General features: G+C 63.8%; 16 protein-coding genes. 10 read left to right on the top strand and 6 right to left on the bottom strand.

Going from position 1 to position 20,466, the window contains the following annotated elements; translation table 11 throughout:
* The first annotated feature begins 19 nt into the window (after window positions 1-19).
* From DWV32_RS03560 to cobK, 7 genes are read left to right on the top strand one after another with little or no spacing between them, the layout of a single operon-like run.
* Complete coding sequence (locus tag DWV32_RS03560) at window positions 20-976, top strand: histidine phosphatase family protein (protein ID WP_233540388.1); 957 nt, start codon at window positions 20-22, stop codon at window positions 974-976.
* Window positions 976-1,950 carry an adenosylcobinamide-phosphate synthase CbiB gene (gene cbiB / locus DWV32_RS03555; RefSeq protein ID WP_117757219.1) on the top strand — a complete coding sequence of 325 codons (975 nt, stop codon included), beginning with the start codon at window positions 976-978 and terminating at the stop codon, window positions 1,948-1,950. Before DWV32_RS03560 ends, cbiB begins: the two co-directional genes overlap by 1 nt.
* Window positions 1,947-3,170: a histidinol-phosphate transaminase gene (locus DWV32_RS03550; RefSeq protein ID WP_158566048.1), complete on the top strand. Its 1,224-nt coding sequence runs from the start codon at window positions 1,947-1,949 to the stop codon at window positions 3,168-3,170. The genes cbiB and DWV32_RS03550 overlap by 4 nt, the downstream gene beginning before the upstream one ends.
* Window positions 3,163-4,662: a cobyric acid synthase gene (locus tag DWV32_RS03545; protein WP_233502355.1), complete on the top strand. Its 1,500-nt coding sequence runs from the start codon at window positions 3,163-3,165 to the stop codon at window positions 4,660-4,662. Before DWV32_RS03550 ends, DWV32_RS03545 begins: the two co-directional genes overlap by 8 nt.
* Entirely contained in the window at window positions 4,659-5,174 is a 516-nt protein-coding gene (locus tag DWV32_RS10290) for a cob(I)yrinic acid a,c-diamide adenosyltransferase (RefSeq protein ID WP_117583479.1), read from the top strand. Before DWV32_RS03545 ends, DWV32_RS10290 begins: the two co-directional genes overlap by 4 nt.
* Window positions 5,175-5,816, top strand: a complete 642-nt coding sequence (locus DWV32_RS10285; RefSeq protein ID WP_117646464.1) for a precorrin-8X methylmutase — start codon at window positions 5,175-5,177, stop codon at window positions 5,814-5,816. It begins immediately after the preceding gene.
* Complete coding sequence (cobK, locus tag DWV32_RS03535; RefSeq protein ID WP_117646465.1) at window positions 5,813-6,586, top strand: precorrin-6A reductase; 774 nt, start codon at window positions 5,813-5,815, stop codon at window positions 6,584-6,586. The genes DWV32_RS10285 and cobK overlap by 4 nt, the downstream gene beginning before the upstream one ends.
* 212 nt (window positions 6,587-6,798) lie before the next feature.
* On the opposite strand, the gene DWV32_RS03530 is transcribed toward cobK, so the two are convergent.
* From DWV32_RS03530 to metK, 6 genes are all read right to left on the bottom strand, one after another.
* Window positions 6,799-8,013, bottom strand: a complete 1,215-nt coding sequence (locus DWV32_RS03530) for an ABC transporter permease (RefSeq protein WP_117646466.1) — start codon at window positions 8,011-8,013, stop codon at window positions 6,799-6,801.
* A complete protein-coding gene (locus tag DWV32_RS03525; protein WP_117646467.1) occupies window positions 8,010-8,783 on the bottom strand; it encodes an ABC transporter ATP-binding protein in 774 nt (257 codons plus the stop codon). The genes DWV32_RS03530 and DWV32_RS03525 overlap by 4 nt, the downstream gene beginning before the upstream one ends.
* Window positions 8,783-10,204, bottom strand: coding sequence for an efflux RND transporter periplasmic adaptor subunit (locus DWV32_RS03520; RefSeq protein ID WP_158566046.1), 1,422 nt, complete (start codon window positions 10,202-10,204; stop codon window positions 8,783-8,785). Before DWV32_RS03520 ends, DWV32_RS03525 begins: the two co-directional genes overlap by 1 nt.
* Window positions 10,205-10,336: 132 nt before the next feature.
* Complete coding sequence (locus tag DWV32_RS03515; protein WP_158566044.1) at window positions 10,337-12,052, bottom strand: L,D-transpeptidase; 1,716 nt, start codon at window positions 12,050-12,052, stop codon at window positions 10,337-10,339.
* 149 nt (window positions 12,053-12,201) lie between these two features.
* Window positions 12,202-13,809 carry an L-serine ammonia-lyase, iron-sulfur-dependent, subunit alpha gene (gene sdaAA / locus DWV32_RS03510; protein ID WP_117757215.1) on the bottom strand — a complete coding sequence of 536 codons (1,608 nt, stop codon included), beginning with the start codon at window positions 13,807-13,809 and terminating at the stop codon, window positions 12,202-12,204.
* A gap of 312 nt (window positions 13,810-14,121) precedes the next feature.
* Window positions 14,122-15,402, bottom strand: coding sequence for a methionine adenosyltransferase (gene metK, locus DWV32_RS03505; RefSeq protein WP_117757214.1), 1,281 nt, complete (start codon window positions 15,400-15,402; stop codon window positions 14,122-14,124).
* A 283-nt stretch (window positions 15,403-15,685) separates the two neighbouring features.
* Here metK and gltX point away from each other — a divergent pair, with 283 nt between their 5' ends.
* The 3 genes from gltX to def all read left to right on the top strand — a co-directional run bounded on the left by gltX (window position 15,686) and on the right by def (window position 20,380).
* A complete protein-coding gene (gene gltX, locus DWV32_RS03500; RefSeq protein WP_117757213.1) occupies window positions 15,686-17,161 on the top strand; it encodes a glutamate--tRNA ligase in 1,476 nt (491 codons plus the stop codon).
* 210 nt (window positions 17,162-17,371) lie between these two features.
* Window positions 17,372-19,825, top strand: coding sequence for a primosomal protein N' (gene priA, locus DWV32_RS03495; protein ID WP_117757212.1), 2,454 nt, complete (start codon window positions 17,372-17,374; stop codon window positions 19,823-19,825).
* An 18-nt stretch (window positions 19,826-19,843) separates the two neighbouring features.
* Window positions 19,844-20,380: a peptide deformylase gene (gene def / locus DWV32_RS03490; RefSeq protein WP_117757211.1), complete on the top strand. Its 537-nt coding sequence runs from the start codon at window positions 19,844-19,846 to the stop codon at window positions 20,378-20,380.
* Window positions 20,381-20,466: the final 86 nt, after the last annotated feature.

Below are 20,466 nucleotides of genomic sequence, written 5' to 3'. Positions count from 1 at the left end.
TTCGGGGAAGAGGACCTTCGTGCGTGAAAAGCTCGGGTTCGCGGCGGACGATTTCGTCGACGCGGCGCAGCTTGCGGAGGGCGGCGTGCCCGCGGCTTTTGCCGGCCGCGTCGCATACCGTGCTGAGGAACTCGTACGCGCGCTCGACTCTGACCGGGCGCTCGAGCGGCTGATCGGCTTCGACGCAGTGATTCTGCCCTTGGTCGGCTCGGGGGTCGTCCCCATGCGTGCGGAAGACGCCCAATGGCGCGAGCGCGCGGGGCGCCTGGGATGCGCGCTCGCTGCGCGCGCCGACGTCGTCGTGCGCATGACGTGCGGGATTCCCCAGGTCATCAAAGGAAACCTTGCCGATGCGCCTCGAGGGACGCAGGGCGCGGGTGCGCCTTTGGAAGTCGTCTTCGTGCGCCATGGTGCCACGGCGGGCACGGAAGACCATCGCTACAGCGGGGCGGGCACCGACGAGCCCCTGTCGATTGCGGGCGAGCGCGCTTTGCGCGACCTCGCGTGCGATCGTGACGTGTTCCGTGTTATCACGAGCGGCATGGTCCGCACCGACCAGACGGCGCGCATCCTCTTCCCGAATGCGGAGCTTATGGCGTGCCCCGGTCTGCGCGAGATGGATTTCGGCGACTTCGAGGGGCGAAGCGCCGCCGAGCTTAAAGAGGATGCGCGCTATCGCGCCTGGGTAGACTCCTGGTGCGAGACGCGCTGCCCGCATGGCGAGGACAAGAGCGATTTCACCCGCCGCGTCGTCGCGGCGTTTCGGGAGGCGTGCAAATCGGAGCGCGCCCAGGGGAGCGGGCGCGCCGTCTTCGTCGTTCACGCGGGTACCGTGAAAGCGCTGCTCTCCGAGCTAGCTGTCCCGAAAATGGGATACTTCGACGTGCATACCGAGCCGGGCGGCGCATGGGCCGCCACTTGGGATGGGCGCTGCCTTCGCGACGTTCGCCCCGCTTCGGGGGGCGATGCCCGGTGATGACGATTCTTGCCATCGCCGCCGGGTTCGCGGCCGACCTTGCCTTCGGCGACCCGCGCTGGCTTCCCCATCCCGTCGTCGCCATGGGGCGCGCGATCACGTGGGCCGAAGGCCGCCTGCGGCGCGCATTCCCGCAAACGTCCGCGGGTACGCGCGCCGCAGGGCTTGTGCTCGCCGTGGCGCTTCCGCTTGCGTGTGGGCTTTTGACCTGGGGAATCCTGCATCTTTGCGGCATGGTTCACTCCGGCTTGCGCTTCGTGGCCGAGGCATGGGCGAGCTATCAGATTCTCGCGGCATGCGAGCTGCGCCGCCAGAGCCTGGCCGTTGCCCGCGCGTTCTCGAAGGGCGGACTTGTCGCGGCGCGCGAAGCCGTCGGGCTCATCGTGGGACGTGACACGTCTGTTCTCGACGAGCAGGGTGTCGCGCGCGCCGCCGTGGAAACGGTGGCGGAGAACGCGAGCGACGGTGTCATCGCGCCGCTTTTCTACCTTATGATTGGGGGTGCGCCCTTGGGCATGGCGTACAAGGCGGTGAACACGCTCGACAGCATGGTGGGCTACAAAAACGAGCGCTACATCGACTTCGGCTGCGCCTCGGCGCGCCTCGACGATGCGGTGAACTGGATTCCCTCGCGGTTATCGGCCCTGTTCATGATCGCCGTGTGCCCGATCGTCGGGCTCGACGCGCGCGGGGCGGCGCGCATCTGGCGCCGCGACAGGCGTCGCCATGCGAGCCCGAACGCGGCGCAGACCGAGTCGGCGTGCGCGGGTGCGCTCGGACTGCGCCTGGCAGGACCCGCGGTGTATTTCGGTAAGCTCGTTGAGAAACCGACGATAGGCGACGCGTCCCGCGAAATCGAGTGGGGCGACATCGCCCGGGCGACAAGGCTCATGCTCGCCGCGTCCGTATGCGCGCTCGTCGTCTTCGGCGCCGCGCGTGCGGCGGTCGTACTCGCCGTGGGGGCGATGGCATGAGGAAAGACCACGCCGCGCCCCGGGCTGCCGGGGGAATCCTGCGCGCCCGCACGCATGGGGGCAGCGCGCAATCGCTCGGCATCGCTTGCGAAGGGGGTGCCTCCGACCTCATTGACTTCTCGGTGAACGTGAATCCGGCAGGCCCCTCGCCGCGCGCCGTCGCCGCAGCTTGCAAGGCGCTTTCTCGAATCGACGCCTACCCCGATAGGGAAAGCCTCGCCCTCGTTCGCGCGCTAGCGCGCGACCAGGGCATTCCCGAAGATACTATCGTCTGCGGCGCGGGCGCGTCCGACATCATCTGGCGGCTCGCAGCGGCGGTGCGCCCGAAACGCATCGTCGTGTGCGCGCCGACGTTCTCTGAATATGCTGAGGCGGCATCGTACTACGGCGCATGCGTGCAGGAGTTCCCGCTCTCTGAAGCGGACGACTTCGACGTGCCCGCCTCCTTCGCCCGCGCGATCGAGGGGCCGGGAGACGTGGCGTACCTCTGCAATCCGAACAACCCGACGGGGCGCCTCGTCGACCCCAGCGTGATCGAGGCCGCGGCTTGCCGCTGCGAGCAGGTGGGCGCGCTGCTTGTCGTGGACGAGTGCTTCCTCGGATTTGCGCCCGACGCCCGCGAAAGGAGCGTGGCCGCACGCGCCGCGTGTTCGCGCCATGTGGCCGTGCTCTCCGCGTTCACCAAGCTCTACGGAATGGCGGGGTTGCGGCTGGGATATCTGATCAGCGGAAACGCCCAACTCATCGAGGGGATTCGCCGGGCGGGGCAGGCGTGGCCCGTCTCCTCGGTCGCCGAGGCCGCGGGCATCGCCGCCCTGGAAGACGTTGAATACGTCTCGCGCACGCGCGACGTATTGGCGGGCGAGCGAGCGTGGCTTTCCCACGAGCTCTCCTCGCTCGGGCTTTCCGTCGTGCCGTCGGATACGAACTTCCTTTTAGTCCGCACGCCGGCGAAAGACATCCCCGAGCGCCTGTATAATCAGGGTGTTTTGGTCCGCACGTGCGACTCGTTTTCGGTACTGTCCCGTTTCTGGTGCCGCGTCGCGGTGCGCACGCACAGGGAGAACGCCCGGCTTGCGATGGCGTTCAGCCGCGCGCTTCGGGCGGAAGGTGCATCGGGCGAAGGCGAACCCGACGAACGGGGCGGCGCTTCTTGCGGCGGCGCTATGGCGGGCGCGGATGGCCGAGGCTTGGCGAAGGAGGTCGATACCCGTGGGTAGGGCCAAGCCCATCATGATCCAGGGCACCATGTCGAACGCGGGGAAGAGCCTGCTTGCGGCGGGGCTGTGCCGCGTGCTTTCGCAGGACGGCCTGCGCGTGACTCCCTTCAAGAGCCAGAACATGGCACTCAACAGCGGTGTCACGGCCGACGGGCTCGAGATGGGGCGCGCCCAGATCATGCAGGCCGAGGCGTGCGGCATCCCGCCCGACGTGCGCATGAACCCCATCCTGCTCAAGCCTGAAAGCGGCCACCGAAGCCAGCTCATCGTGGCCGGCAAGGCGCAGGGAGCCTTCGCTGCGAGGGACTACTTCGCGCGAAAGAAGGCGCTCATGCCGCAGATTTTGGAGGCGTTCGATTCGCTCGCGGAGGAAAACGACGTCATCGTCATCGAGGGCGCCGGCAGCCCCGCCGAAATCAACCTTGCCGAAAATGACATCGTCAACATGGGGCTCGCGCGCGCCGTGTCCTCCCCCGTGCTGCTTGCGGGCGACATCGACCCGGGCGGGGTATTTGCCCAGCTCTACGGCACGGTCGCGCTCCTTGCGCCCGAGGACCGCGCGCTTTTGCGGGGGCTTGTGGTAAACAAGTTCCGCGGCGATGTGGAAATCCTGCGCCCGGGTTTGGCCCCGCTCGAGAAGATGTGCGGAGTTCCCGTCGTGGGTGTCGTGCCGTATCTTACGCTCGACCTTGACGACGAGGACTCGCTCGCGCCGCGCCTATCTGCCCGCGAGGCGCGCGGCGTCATCGACGTCGCCGTCGTGCGCCTTCCGCATTTGTCGAATTTCACCGACTTCGACCCGCTTTCGCGCGTGCCCGGCGTGGGCGTGCGCTACGTTTCCTCGACGACCGATCTGGGCCGACCCGACCTGGTGGTGCTTCCCGGCTCGAAGACTACGCTCGACGACGCGCGCTGGCTTGCGGCTAGCGGCATCGGAGCCTGTGTACGCGCGCTTTCGGGCGCGGGCACGCCGGTGCTCGGCATATGCGGAGGCTACCAGCTTTTGGGAGACGAGCTTTCCGACCCGCACGGCAGGGAAGGCGCTGGCACCGCGCGCGGGCTCGGGCTCATCCCTGCAAGTACGGTGTTCAAGGAGGAAAAGCGCCTCGCCCAGTCGGAGCTGCGCATCACGGGCGCCCAAGGCGCGTTCTCGGCGTGGAACGGCATGACGGCGCGCGGGTACGAGATTCACGACGGCGAAACGACCGTCTCCTGCGCCCCTGCGGGCACAATTGGCGGCAAACCAGAAGGCGCGGCCTGCGGAAACGTGTTCGGAACCTATCTCCACGGCCTGTTCGACGAACCGGGGGTTGCGCTCGCCCTCGCGCGCTCGCTCGCGCGCATGCGCGGCCTGCCCGAGAGCGTCGTGGGTGCTGCGGGCGCGGCGTCCGCGGCCGATCACCGTGCGCGCGAGTTTGACCGCCTGGCCGACGTCGTGCGCGGGGCGCTCGACATGGAGTATGTCTACCGCATTATCGAGGAGGGCGTATGATCCACGTGTATCATGGCGACGGCAAAGGCAAGACCACGGCGGCGATGGGCCTCGCCCTTCGCATGCTCGCTGCAGGCCGCCGCGTCGTCGTCGTGCAGTTCCTGAAAGACGGCGAAAGCGGGGAGGTGCGCCTGCTCGCCGAGCATTTCGGCGTGCCCGTGTTCGCGGGGAAGGTGTCGGACAAGTTTACCTGGTCGATGACGTCGGAAGAACTTGCCGCGACGTGCGAGCTGCACGATGGGAACCTCGCTTCTGCGCTCGCCGAGCTCGAGGGCGCGCAAGAGGGACTGCTCGTGCTCGACGAGGCGCTCGACGCGCTTTCGAAGGGGCTTGTCGACGAGGCGCTCGTGGACCGCGCGCTCGATATGTCCGCGCGCGGCGTCGAAGTAGCGCTCACCGGGCGCGCGCCTTCCCGCAAGATCGTGGAGAAGGCCGACTACATAACCGAGATGCGGTGCGAGAAACATCCCTACGAGCAGGGGATATGTGCAAGGGAAGGAGTGGAGTACTAGATGGATTCCAAGGAGATGGCGCCCGGCGACATCGAGCGGCGCAGCTTCGAGATCATCACCGAAGAGCTTGGCGGCCGCACGTTCCCGCCGCTCGAAGAGCCCGTCGTGAAGCGCGTCATCCACACCACTGCCGACTTCTCGTACGCCGATTCCCTCGTGTTCACCCATGACGCCGCGCACTGTGCGCTCGACGCACTGCGCGCAGGGGCCACGGTGCTCACCGACACGAACATGGCGCTCGCAGGCATAAGCAAGCCCGCGCTCGAGAAGCTCGGCTGCAAGGCCGTGTGCTACATGGCCGACCCCGATGTCGCCGCGGCTGCGCGCGCCACGGGCACGACTCGCGCCGTTGCGAGCATGGACAAAGCTAGCGGCATCGAGGGTCCGCTCATCGTGGCCGTCGGCAACGCTCCCACAGCACTTCTGCGCCTCGCCGAGCTCATGGACGCGGGGAAGATCGCGCCCGCGCTCATCGTTGGGGTGCCGGTCGGGTTTGTGAACGTGGTCGAGGCGAAAGAGGAGTTACTTGCGCGACGCGTGCCGGCCATCGTCGCGAGGGGTCGCAAGGGCGGCTCGACCGTGGCGGCCGCCATTATGAACGCGCTGCTCTACCAGATCACGCGCACGGGTGGCGCGAAGTGACGGCCCCCGCATCCGTGCCGGCGCTGCGCATCTTCGCCGGCACCACCGAGGGCCGCCTTCTGTGCGAATGGGCGAGCGGGGCGGGCATCCCCGCCCGTGCCTACGCGGCAACCGAGTACGGAGGCGAGCTTTTGGGTGAGCTTCCGGGCATCGAGGTGCATGCGGGCAGGCTCGACGATGCCGACATGGAGCGCGAGCTTTCCGGCGCGCGCATCGTCGTCGACGCCACGCACCCCTTCGCTACGCTCGCAAGCGACAACATCCGGGCCGCTTCGCTCGCCGTGGGTGCACGATGCCTGCGCCTTGCGCGCCCGGTCGAGGCGCTGCCCAAAGGCATCGTGCCGGTCGCGTCGATTGCCTGCGCGGCGCGCTTTCTCTCCGAGAACCCGGGTCGCGTTCTTCTCACGACGGGGAGCAAGGAGCTTGCCCCCTACACGCGCGTCGCCGATTTCGCGGAGCGCTTCTTCGTGCGTGTGCTCCCGCTGCCCGGTGCTATAACGAAGTGCATCGACGCGGGGTTTTCGCCGTCGCATGTCATCGGCATGCAGGGGCCCTTCACCCGCGAGCTCAACGAGGCGATGCTTCGGCAGGTGGGCGCCCAGTGGCTTGTGATCAAGGACTCGGGAACCGTAGGCGGCACGGCCGAGAAGCTCGCCGCAGCGCGCGCCGTGGGAGCGCGCTGTATCGTGGTCACCCGTCCCGCCGAGGGAGGCGGGACCCTTTCGCTTCGGGAAGTGGAAGATGCGCTCTTACGGGAGTTCGCGCGCTAGGCGCTCGCCGCGCCTAGCGCGCCCTCCCGCCCGCGAGGAGGATCGCCCCGAGCAAGCTCGACCCGTACAAGCCCGTCATCCGCCAGTAGCTCGAGGACGACGCCCGGAACTGGCGCAAACAGCCCTTCAATGAGTTGCGGTGAAATAGTGTCTGTTTTTGCTGCTAGATAGCATATTCAGTCCCTAATTCACCGCAACTTGTTGGTGGTGGCTTACTGGTAGCGTAGGCACTCCACCGGGTCGAGCTTTGCCGCGCGTCGAGCGGGGTAGAAGCCAAAGATTACGCCGATGCCGACGGAGACGGCGAAGGCCAGCAGCACCGTGGCGATTGAAAAACTCGGGGTGATTTGCCCGCTGGCACCGAGCTCGCCAAGAATCCCGGATCCGGAGGCAAACATCGCGAGGCCCCAGGCCAGCAGATAGCCTATCAGGACACCCAGCAGGCCACCGGTGACGCACAGCGCCGAGGACTCGGCCAAAAACTGCGCGGTGATATCGCGACGACTGGCGCCCAGAGCGCGACGGATGCCGATCTCGCGGATGCGCTCAGTCACGTTGGTGAGCATCATGTTCATAATACCGATACCGCCGACAAGCAGCGAGATACTGGCGACAGCACCCATGATGAGCGAGAAGGCGCCCATAAAGGAATTGAGGGAGTCGATAGCGCTTTTCATGGAGGTCGCCGATACACTGTCGTACTCATCATCCTCCGCGATGCCCTTCATCGCGCGCACCTTGGACTCGATGGTCTTGCAGAGCTCATCCATGTCCGTGCCCTCGGCGGCAAGTGCCGTCACGCTGGGGAATGAAGGATTCTCGTCGCCAAATAGGCCGGAGATGGTTTCGCGTGGCATATACAAAGTGAGCGAGCCCATGGAGTCGCTGCCGCCATCAATCACGCCTACAATCTGCACCTCGCCGTTGGACACTTTGATGGTTTTTCCCAGCGCATCCTGTTCGTTGCCGTAAAGCTGATCGGCGCCGCCGCGGCTGATGAGCGCCACGCGCGAGCCTGCCTTTGACTCGACATCGGTGTAGGTGCGCCCCGCAACGAGCTTACTGGCACCCACGGCGTCGAGTATGTCGCTATCGACACCCTGTGCCATGACGGTATAGCTTTTATCGCCGGTCTTGTACTCGGTATACGCGCTTTTGACAATGCCGATCTGTTCTATCTGCGGCACCAGTTTTTTAAGCTTCTGGACGTCAGAATCAGAGAGTTCTTGGGACGAATAGATCTGAACCATGCGAGCTGCGTTGAGGCCCAGGCTGTTGACCAAGCTGTTTTGGATGCCGCCGATGAGCGAAGTCATGGCAATGACCGAGGCGATGCCGATGACAATGCCCAGGATGGTGAGCAGGCTGCGCCCCTTGTTGGCCTCGAGCGAGTGAAGGGCTTCCTGGATAAGATCGCGGGCGCTCATGCCATCACTCCTTTCGGCGGGTTGGCGGAGGCGGAAATCATGGGCAGGCTATCTACGGCGCTGCGTAGGGTCCGCGGTGCATGCGGAATATACGCGCCGTCGTGAATGCGACCGTCGCGGATGGTCACGGCACGGTCGGCCTCGGCGGCGATGCCGGGGTCGTGTGTGATAAGCACGATGGTTTTGCCGCGCTCCTGGAGCTTGTGGAAGGTTTCCATGACGAGCGCTCCCGTGGCGGAGTCCAGGTTGCCCGTCGGCTCGTCGGCCAAAATGATGGGTGGATCGTTGACAAGGGCGCGCGCGATGGCGACGCGCTGCATCTGTCCGCCCGACAGCTCCGATATACGATGGTCCCAATGGTCGACCGGAAGCGTGACGGCCCGCAGCGCGTGTACGGCGCGCATCTCGCGCTGGCTGCGCGGCACATTGGTGTAGGACAGCGGCAGCATGACGTTTTCGATCACCGTCAGGCGCGGCAGCAGATTAAAGCTCTGAAAGACAAAGCCGATGCTCAGCGCTCGCACCTCGGTGAGCTCGTCATCGTCGAGCTCAGCGACGTTGAGCCCTTGCAGGAAGTAATCGCCCGCCGTCGGTTTGTCCAGGCAGCCCAGGATGTTCATGAGCGTCGACTTGCCTGAGCCCGAGGGGCCGGTGATGGCAACGAACTCACCGGGATCTACTGCCAGGCTCACGTTGTGCAAGATATGGGCGCAACCCGCTTCGCTCTCAAAGATGCGATGCACGTTGCGAATGTCGATGACGGGACGCATTACTTGCCCTCGTCGGCAGGCATGTTGTCGCCGCCGTCTGCCGTCATGCCTGTGCCGGTATCCGTCACGATGGTGTCGCCGTCGCGAAGTTTGGTAACCGGGACGTCTGGGTTGATCTCGTTGCCTTGGTCGTCGCGCTTGACCTGCGTCTTACCGACTACAGCCTCGTTGTCGTTTTGCGTCACGACGGTCACCTTCACGCGGCGCGTCTTTTTGCCCTCCGAATCGGTGGCCAGATTGACGTAATAGTGCTCGCCATCTTCGGTCATCAGCGCCATGGTCGGCACCATCACTACGTCGTCGAGCTTCTCGGTCACTACTGAGACCTCGGCAGTCATACCCGGCTTAAGGCGACTGTCAGGTGCTTCGATGAGGATGTCGACGTTAAAGGTCACACTGCCGCCGCTCCCGGAGGAGGAGTCGGAGTTTGCCACCGAGGCGATAGCCGTGACGGTGCCCTGGCTCACGATATCGGGAAACGCGGGATAGGTCACGTTGGCGCTTTGGCCCACGGCAATTTTGGCGATATCCTTTTCGCCCACCTGAACCGTCACCTTCATCTTGGACAGGTCGGCGATCTGCATGCACTGCTTGCCGCCGCTCGTATCGCTTTCGCCCATGATCATGCCGCCTGTTACCGTGGCGCCCACCTTGGCGTTGAGCTCCACGATGTTGCCCGAGCTCGGGGCCGTGACCGTACGGCTGGCGGCCTTGGCGTTCGCCTGATCGAGGTTTGCCTGGGCCGATGTGAGGCTGCGCTGCGCGGCCGATACGGCGTTCGTGTCCGCTGATGCGGCGGAGATGCCAGCCGCTGCGGAACCTCCGTCGACGTCCGTCGTTGGGTTGGCCTGCGCGGCAGCTGCGGCTTTCTGCGCGTTGGCGAGGTCTTCTTGAGCGGCTGCAACTGCACGCTGCGCCTCGGCAACGTTGCGATCGAGCTCGTCGTTTTTAATGGTCATAAGCACGTCGCCCTCGTTGACGGATTGGCCTGCCTGCACGTTGATCGAATCGACCGTGCCGTCGACAGAAGGGGAGACCACTGAGGACGAAATGGGTTTGAGCTGGCCTTTTGCCTCGACCGTTGTGCTAAACGTGCCCTCAGTCACCATGTCGGTCGCAGGCCCGCTATCGCCCTGTGGCTGCGCATTGATAACCAGGGTTGCGACAATAGCAATGAGCGCGATGACACCCACGATGCCGGCGGCAATGCCGCGTCGAATCAGCTTTTTGCGTCGACGTTCGGCACGTTTTGCCTTGAGCTTGGCATATGCCTCTTCATCGGAAATCTCGACCGTATCGTTCGTGCGTCCGCTCTCCTTGTCGGCATGTACGTCTGTGATCAGAGGAAGCGTTTCGGTGGCACCTTCGGGCGTGTGCTCGGTATCATCCGGGCCCGGGGTGATGTTGGGGACATTCGGCATAGCGTCTCCTTTATAGAAAGAACCTTGATAAGTATATGCGCCCGCCGGTTGGGGCAGGCGCATAGGACGGTATCTTTCGGAATTGTTAGATTGGTCGCAGCAGTTCCACGTTGTATGAATGTGCGCGTTGCACTACGAGTGGACAACCACGCACAGGCCGACTTTGATGCAATCGTGCAGCGCCTTGGCGTCGGCCAGGCGAAGGTTGATGCATCCGTGGCTGCCGCACCACTTGTAGGAGTTGGGATCGTCGAAACTCTTGTCGTTTTGCCACGTTGCATCGTGGAAACCGACCATGTTTCCCTCAAACGGCATCCAATAGCTGACCGGGCTCTCGTATTTTGGCTTGCCGGTCTCAGGGTCCTTGGCACCGATGAGCTTGCTGGCGCCATTGTTGCTGTTGATCTGCCATACGCCCTCGGGGGTGGCGTCCTCTCCCGGCTTGCCGGAGATAAAGTTGGCCTCCCACACGATATTGCCGCTCTCGTCGTAGTAGCGCGCGTGCTGCTCGGACAGATCGACATCGACGTATGCCTTCCAGTCGGGCTCTCCCTTTGCAGTAAAGGTGTCGGCCTTCTGGGAGTACTTGATCTCGATTTCGCCGGTCTGCTTGTTGTTAATGGCGTCCTCGACCTGCTTGGCGAGCGAGCTGCTGTCGATGGACCAACCAAAGTCGCCGCCTTCGACGGCGCATTGCTTGCCATCGGCGCGCGTCCACCAGCGAGTGGAGCCCACGGTATTGAAGCCGTTGGCGAGCTCGGCTGCCCAGCTGCTGATCTGCGACGTATCGAGTGTGGGGTTGGCCGGATCGGCAAAGCTGATCCACTGCAACACGGAGCTGCCATCAACCTTGCCGGCATCCTCGCCGTTGAGCTTGAGGGTCACGTTGACGCCCAGGAAGTTGTTGGCGGCATCGCATGCGGCCTGAATCTGATCATCGGTCAGCGTTCCATTGAGCGGCTCATAGGCATCGTTGCCGAGCTTGGAAAGGTCTACGGTCTCGGACAGCGAGGCAAGCTCGAGCTCGGCATACTTAATGACATGCTCGCGGTCGAGTTTTTCGTTGTAGCGCGCCTTCTCGACGGTAAACTTGCCGGCCTGCTCGTCATAGGAGCTATTGGCCTCGAACGTGCCCGAACGCCTCTCGTTAAACTCGTCGATGGCGGCGCCCAGATCCTCCTCAAACTTCTTTTGGTCAAAAGTGTCGGAGAGCATGGACAGGTCGACGTCTTGATCAAGATCGACTTCGTTGGAGGTAGCGGTTGTTTTGGTCTTTCCGCTTAAGGATTCCACAAGGCGGACCGGCCATACAAAGGCTTCGTTGTGGCTGATGATCTCTTTTGCGGCAGCTTCGCCGTCGACGATGGGCTCATCGGACTCGGGCTGATACGTCCAGCTAAAGTCATCGCCTGTCACGGTGAGCTTATAGTGCTTCCATGCCGAGTTGACCTTGGTGGCGGCAGACGAAGCGTTGGAGAACGAGACGTCGACGCCGGCGATGGTGGTGTTGGGGTAGGCTAGCTGGGAAAACGCTACGACGCCTACGATATAGACAATGACGATAAGACCCAGGACGACAAAGAGCGTCGTCTTTTTGCCCGACTTATTGTTCCCGGTGGGTTTGCGCGCGGGGCCGCGATCGCCTCGACCGTGCGTGGGGGGCTGCTTGGGCGCATTGCCGTTTGCCTGGCGCTGCTGACGTTGCTGGTTCGGGCGTTGGGAAGCGTTTGCCGCACCACGCTGCTGACCGTGACTCGGCGCGATAGGACGCGGCGACTGAACGCCACCGGTGTGCCTGCTCGGCTGCTGCGGATCGGGAATCAGTTGAGTTCGATCGTTTTGCGACATCGTATGCATATCCTTCGAATTTCGCCTTGCGGCTCATCGTGTTTTTACTGGGCTTGCATTATAGCGATTGCCCTGCTGTTTGTGGTACGGAAACGGTGGCATTCAAAAGAGGTGGGACATTTGTCCCACCTTCGAGTCGTTCTTTGTCGCTATCCGCACACACCGCATTTTGCGCAGGCCGAAAGTGCGGCCGGAGCCTGCGCGATGCCGCCCTTTGCCGTCTCGCGCAGCGTGGCCGGCAACGCGTGGCCCACTGAGAGCATGACATATGCCATCTGGTCAAACGGCACCAGGCTCTTAATGCCGGCGAGGGCGAGTTGTGCCGAGCTAAAGGCCGCTGCCACGCCGATGGCATTGCGGTTTTGGCAGGGCACCTCCACGAGGCCTCCGACGGGGTCACAAACGAGGCCCAGCAGGTTACTCAGCGCGATGGAACTGGCGTCGAGCGCCTGCTCGGGCGTGCCGTCGAGCATCTGCACCAGCGCGGCGGCAGCCATGGCGGCGGCGCTTCCCACCTCCGCCTGGCATCCGCCCTCGGCGCCGGCAACGCAGGCGCTCGTGGTGAGGTTGAGGCCGATGGCGGCTGCGCAGTAGAGCGCGTCCATGACCTGTTCGTCGTCGAGCTGCAGGTGGTCGGCGAGCGCCAGCACGCAGCCGGGCACGACGCCTGCGGAGCCCGCCGTGGGGGCGGCGACGATCACGCCCATGGTGGCCGAGCGCTCGAGCACGGCCATGGCGCGGGCCACGGCGTCAGTCTGGACGGCGCCCATTAAATTGGAGCTCAGGTCGTTGCTGCCGGTGGCATCGACAAGCTTTGCCTCGCCGCCGATAAGCCCGCCGAGCGAGCGCTGCGGATTGACGATGGGGGCCGTGGTCTCCTCGCGCATGACGTCGAGCACGCGGTGCATGGCGGCGACGGCGTGGGCCTCGTCGGTCAGACGCGCCTCGCGCAGGGCCATGACGGCGCCGATGCTGAGTCCCCGTTTCTCGCACGCATCGAGCAGCTGCTCGCCGTCGTCAAAGATTTCCTTTGCTGAGACGCCGGGAGAGAGCGACGAGGCAGAGCCGGGGAGCTCGATAAAGGTCGCGTAATCGACATTGTCGAGCTTGCGCAGCATAGGGACGACGGTGTCGTCGGGCGCGCCGTCGGTCTCAAAGACGGAGTAGGCCTGGCCGCCCACCTCAGTGCGGTAGGTGCGGCAGAAGGCGATGTTCACGTGTACGTAAGCGAGCAGGTTCGTGAGCGCGGCGAGCACGCCGGGAACATCCTGGTGCGCCACGAAGAGCGTGGAGTACATGCCCGAGATGTCGACGCCGACGCCGTTAATGCGGCTGATGCGCATCTTGCCGCCGCCCAGGCTTTCACCGCGGACCTGTGCCGTGGCGCCCGTGTCGTCGACCATGTCGATGTCGACGGTGTTGGGGTGGATGGAGGCGTCGTCGCCCTTAATTTCAAAGTGATATTCGAGGCCCTGCTCGCGTGCGAGGTCGAAGGCCTGCTTGATGTTTTCATCATCGGTGTCGAGGCCTAGGATGCCCGCGACGAGTGCACGATCGGTGCCGTGGCCGCGGTAGGTGTGGGCAAAGGAGTTCCACAGGCCAAAGGTGACCTTGGTGATGCGGCCTTCCAACAGGCTGGCGGCAACTTGGGCGCAGCGCAGGGCGCCGGCGGTGTGCGATGAACTTGGGCCGACCATGACGGGGCCCAAGATCTCGAATGCCGAGGTCGTAGCTAATGTTTGCGGCTTGCCTGCCATATGCGCTCCTGTTCTATCCCGTCGTTCCGAGGGCTTTGGTATTTGGTCGCCTGCTCTACAGTCCTGGCTCGCACGGAGGCCACATTAAGTGGCCTCCGGCTCGTGCGGAACTCGCGATCGACCAAATACCAAAGCCCTCGGAACTTAGGATACATGGTTGGAGTGGCTGGATGTCAAAATTCATCAGCTGGGGACGTGCTGTTCATTGCGCATCGAAATATTCACACCACCGTGTAAATAAAAAGAAGTACCGGTTGGGGCCGGTACTTCTTTTGGTTCTAATGCTTTACTGTCTGGGTTCTGCGAACCTATTTACAGGCCGCAGGCTGCTTTGAGTTCGTTGACTCGGTCGGTCTTTTCCCAGGTGAAGTCGGCGTCTTCTCGGCCGAAGTGACCGTAGGCTGCCGTCTTTTCGTAGATGGGGCGACGCAGGTCTAGGTCGCGGATGATTGCGCCCGGGCGCAGGTCGAAGGTCTTCTCGACGGCCTCGACGATCTTGTCCTCGGCAACATGCGCGGTACCGAAGGTGTCGACCATGATTGAGAGGGGCTTGGAAACGCCGATGGCGTAGGCAAGCTCGACTTCGCAGCGGTCGGCCAGGCCGGCGGCGACTACGTTCTTGGCGACCCAGCGCGCGGCATACGCGGCGGAGCGGTCAACCTTGGTGCAGTCCTTGCCGCTAAAGGCGCCGCCGCCGTGACGGCCGTAGCCGCCGTAGGTGTCGACGATGATCTTGCGGCCGGTGAGGCCCGTGTCGCCCATGGGGCCGCCCACGACAAAGCGACCGGTGGGGTTCACGTAGATGTCCGCGTTGTCCCACGGCATGTTCTCGGCGGCCATGACCGGGGTGATGACGTGTTCGATGAGGTCGGCCTTGATCTTGCCCATGTCCTCAATCTCGGCGGCGTGCTGCGTGGAGATGACGATGGTCGTGACCTCCACGGGCTTGCCTTCCTCGTAGCGCACCGTGACCTGGGTCTTGCCGTCGGGGCGCAGGTAGGGCAGGGTTCCGTCATGGCGCACGGCAGCCAGGCGCTCGGCCAGGCGGCTTGCCAGGTAGTGCGGCATGGGCATGAGGGTCTTGGTCTCGTTGGAGGCATAACCGAACATCATGCCCTGGTCGCCGGCGCCGATCAGGTCGATCGGGTCGGTGGTAGCGCCGGTCTGGGTCTCGAAGGACTCGTCAACGCCCTGGGCGATATCGGGCGACTGCTCGTGGATGAGGCTCATAACGCCGCAGGTGTCGCAGTCAAAACCGAACTTGGCGCGGTTGTAGCCAATGCGGCGGATGACGCCGCGGGCGATTTCCTGTACGTCGACGTAGGCCTGGGTGCGAATCTCGCCGGCGACGATGACCGTGCCGGTGGTCACGAGGGTCTCGCAGGCGCAGCGGACGTTCTCCACGTTGGCGGGCACACCGTTGGGCGCAATATAGCCCTGCTCCTGCAGCTCTATTTCTTTGGCGAGGATTGCGTCGAGGACGGCGTCACTGATCTGATCAGCGATCTTATCGGGATGACCTTCGGTCACCGACTCCGACGTAAAAACAAAGGACCCGTGTTGGGGTGGGATGGAACGAAGTTCTTCTGACATGATTGTCCTTTCAAAAACGTGTCCCAGCGACCGTTACCATTCCGCCGGGCTCTCTATGCAAGGGCACATCATAGCGCGTAAATCAAACATTCACACCCTTTCCGCACCTACTCATTGGGGACAGACTTAAATGACCAGCCTTGCCTAAGTGCCGACAGGTTGCCCAAAGACTGATCATTTAAGTCTGTCCCCAATGAGTAGGTCGGTGCCCTTTGTGCGGAGGTTGCTTTGATGCTTTATACTGGTGCGGTTAGACATCCATCCTGCAATCGAGGAGATTTCCATGGCATCAGACGTTCGCGTCCGCTTTGCACCCTCACCGACGGGCAAGCTGCACATCGGCGGCGCCCGCACCGCTATCTATAACTGGGCTTTCGCCCGCGCAAACGGCGGTACGTTCATTCTGCGCATCGACGACACCGATCCCACCCGTTCCACCGACGAGAACACGCAGATCATTTTGCGCGCCATGCGTTGGCTGGGCTTGGACTGGGACGAGGGCCCCGAGGTGGGCGGCGACTATGGTCCCTATGCCCAGACCGAGCGCCTGGACCTGTACAAGCAGGCCGCCCAGAAGCTTTGGGATGAGGGCAAGGCCTATCCCTGCTTCTGCACCAAGGAGCAGCTCGATGCCGACCGCAAGGCCGCGCAGGAGCGCAAGGACCCCTTCCAGGGCTATCAGCGTCGTTGCCGCGATCTTGATCCCGAGGAGGCCCGCCGCCGCATCGAGGCCGGCGAGTCCTACGTCCTGCGCATCAAGGTGCCCGAGGACCGCGGCGACGTCGTCGTCCACGACGCCGTCCACGGCGAGGTGACCTTCGACGCCAAGGAGCTCGACGACTTTGTCATCTTCCGCTCCGATGGCACGCCCACGTACAACTTCGCGACCGTCGTCGACGACGCCATGATGAAGATTACCCATGTCATCCGCGGCGACGACCACCTGTCCAACACCCCGCGTCAGGTCATGGTCTACGAGGCCCTCGGCGCGCCCGTGCCTACGTTCGCCCACATTTCCATGATCTTGGGTGCCGACGGCAAGAAGCTCTCCAAGCGCCACGGCGCCACCTCGGTGGAGGAGTACCGCGACGCTGGTTACCTGTCCGACGCCTTCGTCAACTATCTGGCGCTGCTCGGCTGGTCGCTCGACGGCGAGACCACAATCATTCCGCGCGATGTCCTGGCCAGCAAGTTCTCGCTCGACCGCATCTCCAAGAACCCGGCGACCTTCGACCCCAAGAAACTCGACTGGGTCAACGCCGAGTACATCAACGGCATGTCCGATGCCCAGTTTGCCGACGAGATCATGGTCCCCGAGCTGCACGAGGCGGGTCTCATCGAGGGCAACGTCGAGTACGGCGAGGATTGGATCGATGCGCTTGCCGCCATCGTCAAGCCGCGCACCAAGATGCCGGCCGACGCCGTGACCGTCGCCGCTCCCATCTTTGCTACGGCCGAGACGCTCGAGTATGACGAGAAATCCGTCAACAAGGGCCTGGCCAAGGAAGGCATGGGTGCCATCCTGGACGCCGCCAAGGCCGCGCTCGAGGGCGTGGACGAGTGGACGGCTGCCAACATCGACGCCGCGCTTGAGCCGCTGCCCGAGCAGATGGACCTTAAGAAGCGCGTGGTGTTCCAGGCCGTGCGCGTCGCCGTCTGCGGCAACATGGTGAGCCCCCCGCTGGGCGAGACCATGGCGCTCGTCGGCCGCGACGACTGCCTGGCGCGCATCGACCGCGCCCGCACGATGGCGCTGTAATCGCTGCGCAAACGTTTGTATCCGAGCCCCGTTCACCCGAGCGGGGCTCTTGTTTCTGTACCGATGAGTGGGTTGCTGGGACAAAATAATCAGTAGTGTTTGTCCCATGTTCGAGTGACGCAACGAGCTCGACACTCGTATCGGCCATGGGACAAACTCTACTGATTGTTTTGTCCCACCCCTTTCAGGTCCGTTCGTTAGAGGTGGTGTATGGCTCAACAACTGTCGCTGTTTGGTTTGCCGGAACCGGAGGAAGCTCCGGTGAAGCCCAAGCCTGCCGCTGCCTCGGCTCAGTCTAAGCCTTCGCCCGAGCCCCCTGCCGCCTACGCGAGCGTGGTCCTCGACATCCCCACCCGTGCGCTGTCGGAACCGTTTGCTTACGGCATCCCCGAGTCCCTTGCCAACGAGGTCCAGATCGGATCCACGGTCCTGGTCCACTTTGGTAACCGTGCCGCCGCGGGCTATGTCGTCGACATTGCGCCTGATCTGGGCGATCTGCCGGGCAACAACTCCCTCGACCCGGTGCGCATCAAGCCCATCGAGGCCATCCTCAGCAAACCGCTCTTTACCGCCGAAGCCGCCCGCATCGCACGTTGGATGAGCCGCGAGTATGTCGCGACGCTTTCCGAGTGTCTGCGCCTGTTCTTGCCTCCGGGTGGCAGCCCGCGTGTGGTCAAGGGCGACGACGGTGTGTGGACGGTTGAACGTCCAGCCGTCAAACCCATCCAAAACCGCTGGGTGATGCTTACGCCCGAAGGCTTTGACTACACGCCGCCCAAGACCGCGGTCCGCCAGCGCCAACTCATCGAGGCGCTCCAGTGTGGTCCTGTCACGACGCGCGACCTCAACCTTCTCTATAACAGTATGTCGGCGACCATCAAGGCGCTCGAAAAGCGCGGCGTCGTGGTGGTTGAGGAGCGCCGTGCATGGCGTGGCTGCAGCGAGCAGACCACGCTGTCCTCGGCAAGCGGCAAGGCGCCGGTCTCCCTTACCAACGGCCAGCAACAGGCACTCGCGCAGATTGAGCGCGCCCGTCTGGACGCTCATGGCGACGTGGTGCTGGTCGACGGCGTCACCGGCTCCGGCAAAACCGAGGTTTACCTCTCCGCCATCGAGCGCGTGCTCGCAGCAGGTCGCTCGGCCTGCGTGCTGGTGCCCGAGATCTCGCTGACGGCCCAGACCGTCGGCCGCTTTCGTTCGCGCTTTGGCGAGACGGTCGCCGTGTTCCATTCGCGGCTTTCGGCCGGCGAGCGCCTGGACCAGTGGGACATGGTTGCCAGCGGTGCGGCCCGCGTGGTCGTGGGCGCCCGCTCGGCGCTCTTTTGCCCGCTCAGCGACTTAGGCCTCATCATCATCGACGAGGAGCACGAGACCAGCTACAAGCAGGGTTCCAGCCCGCGCTACCATGCGCGCGAGGTGGCGGCCGAGATGGCGCGGCGCTATCGCTGCCCTCTCGTGCTGGGCTCCGCCACGCCTTCTGCCGAGGCCCTCGACCGCTGCCGCCGTGGCACGTATAACGGCACCACTTGGACGCGTGTCGAGATGCCCGAGCGCCCGGGACACGCCGTGCTGCCCGAGGTCCGCATTGCCGACCTGCGCCGCGAGTTTTCGCACGGTAGCCGCTCCATGTTCTCAAAACCCTTGATGGAGGGATTGGAACGTGTGGCCGAGCGCCGCGAGAAGGCCGTGTTGCTGCATAACCGCCGTGGCTTTGCGCCGTTCCTGATGTGTCGCGAGTGCGGCTGCGTTCCCACCTGCAACCACTGCTCCACAGCGCTTACGTATCACGAGCGCACGCACACGCTGCAATGTCACACCTGCGGTTCGTCTTGGCGCGTGCAGCCGTATCCCGCGCCCACGAGTCGTTGCCCCAAATGTGGCAGTCGCTACCTGGCAAAAATGGGGCTGGGCACGCAGCAGATCGAGGACGCACTGCACCAGATGCTGCCCGAGGACGTCGCCATCATCCGCATGGATGCCGATTCCACGCGCGGCAAGGATGCGCACAAAAAGCTGCTCGAGCAGTTCGATGCGGCCGATTGCGCCGTGTTGCTGGGCACCCAGATGATCGCCAAAGGCCTCGACTTTCCCGAGGTCACGCTCGTGGGTGTGGTCAATGCTGACTTCGCCCTCAAGCTGCCGGATTTCCGCGCAGGGGAGCGCGCCTACGATTTGCTGGAGCAGGTCGCCGGTCGCGCCGGTCGCGGCGATCGCCCTGGCGAGGTCATCATCCAGACGTATCTGCCCGAGGATCCGGTCATCCGCGCCGTCGCCGAGCACGATCGCTCGATCTTTACCGACTACGACCTGGGCCAGCGCCGCGACGCACTGTATCCGCCGTTCGTGCGCCTGGTTAACATTTTGGTGTGGTCGGCAAACCGCGACGATGCGCAGGATTATATCGGGCGCATCGCAAAGCTTCTTAAGCGCCGCTGGCATGCCGCCGCGCCCGATTTTTTGCGGGCGGGGAGTGCCGTGCCGCAGGTGCTAGGCCCGGCTTCGTGTGTAATCGAGAGAGCCAAGGACCGTTACCGCTTCCATCTGCTTGTGAAGTCGCCCGTGGGGTACCATGTCTCTGATGATATCGACGCCTGCCTTAAAGAGGTGGGCTCTGTGCGCGGCGTGAGCGTGAGCGTTGACGTCGATGCCTATGATTTGATGTAACAACCCGAAAGGATGGCCATGGAAGCCAACGGAATCGTACTGTCGCCCGACCCTCGCCTGCGTCAGGAGTGCGCCGTGATCGAGGAGATCACCCCGGCGATTGAGGCGCTTGCCGAGAAGATGAAGAAGATGATGTTCGACAACGGCGGCTGCGGCCTGGCTGCTCCGCAGATCGGCGAGCTCATTCAGCTCGTCACCATCGACTGCGCCTACAGCGACAAGAACGACTACGACCCGTACGTGCTCATCAACCCTGTTATTGTTGAGCAGAGTGACCATCTGGTGCCGTTTAGCGAGGGCTGCCTGTCTATCCCCGGGATTAGCTGCGAGATCGAGCGTCCCGACCATGTCGTCGTCGAGGCGTACGACTTGGATGCCAACCTGATTCGCTATGAGGCTTCGGGCGACCTGTTCTGCGTGTGCCTGCAGCACGAGATCGATCACCTGCATGGCAACACTATGTTCGAGCGACTGAAGCCGATGCAGAGGATCAAGGCAGTCAAGGAGTACCAGGACGCCCTGTCCCGCGGCGCTCGACCGGGCGAGACGGAGTAGGTCCCACCGTCCCCGGGGCGCCCGCCTATATCATCCCGTGCTCAAACATTCTCGCTGCGCTGCGAAACTGCGCGCGGGACGATATA

Source organism: Collinsella sp. AF04-24, assembly GCF_003465685.1.
Classification (GTDB): domain Bacteria; phylum Actinomycetota; class Coriobacteriia; order Coriobacteriales; family Coriobacteriaceae; genus Collinsella; species Collinsella aerofaciens_AP.
The sequence above is the reverse complement of the archived record's forward strand: the minus strand, read 5'-3'. Positions and strand labels throughout refer to the sequence as shown.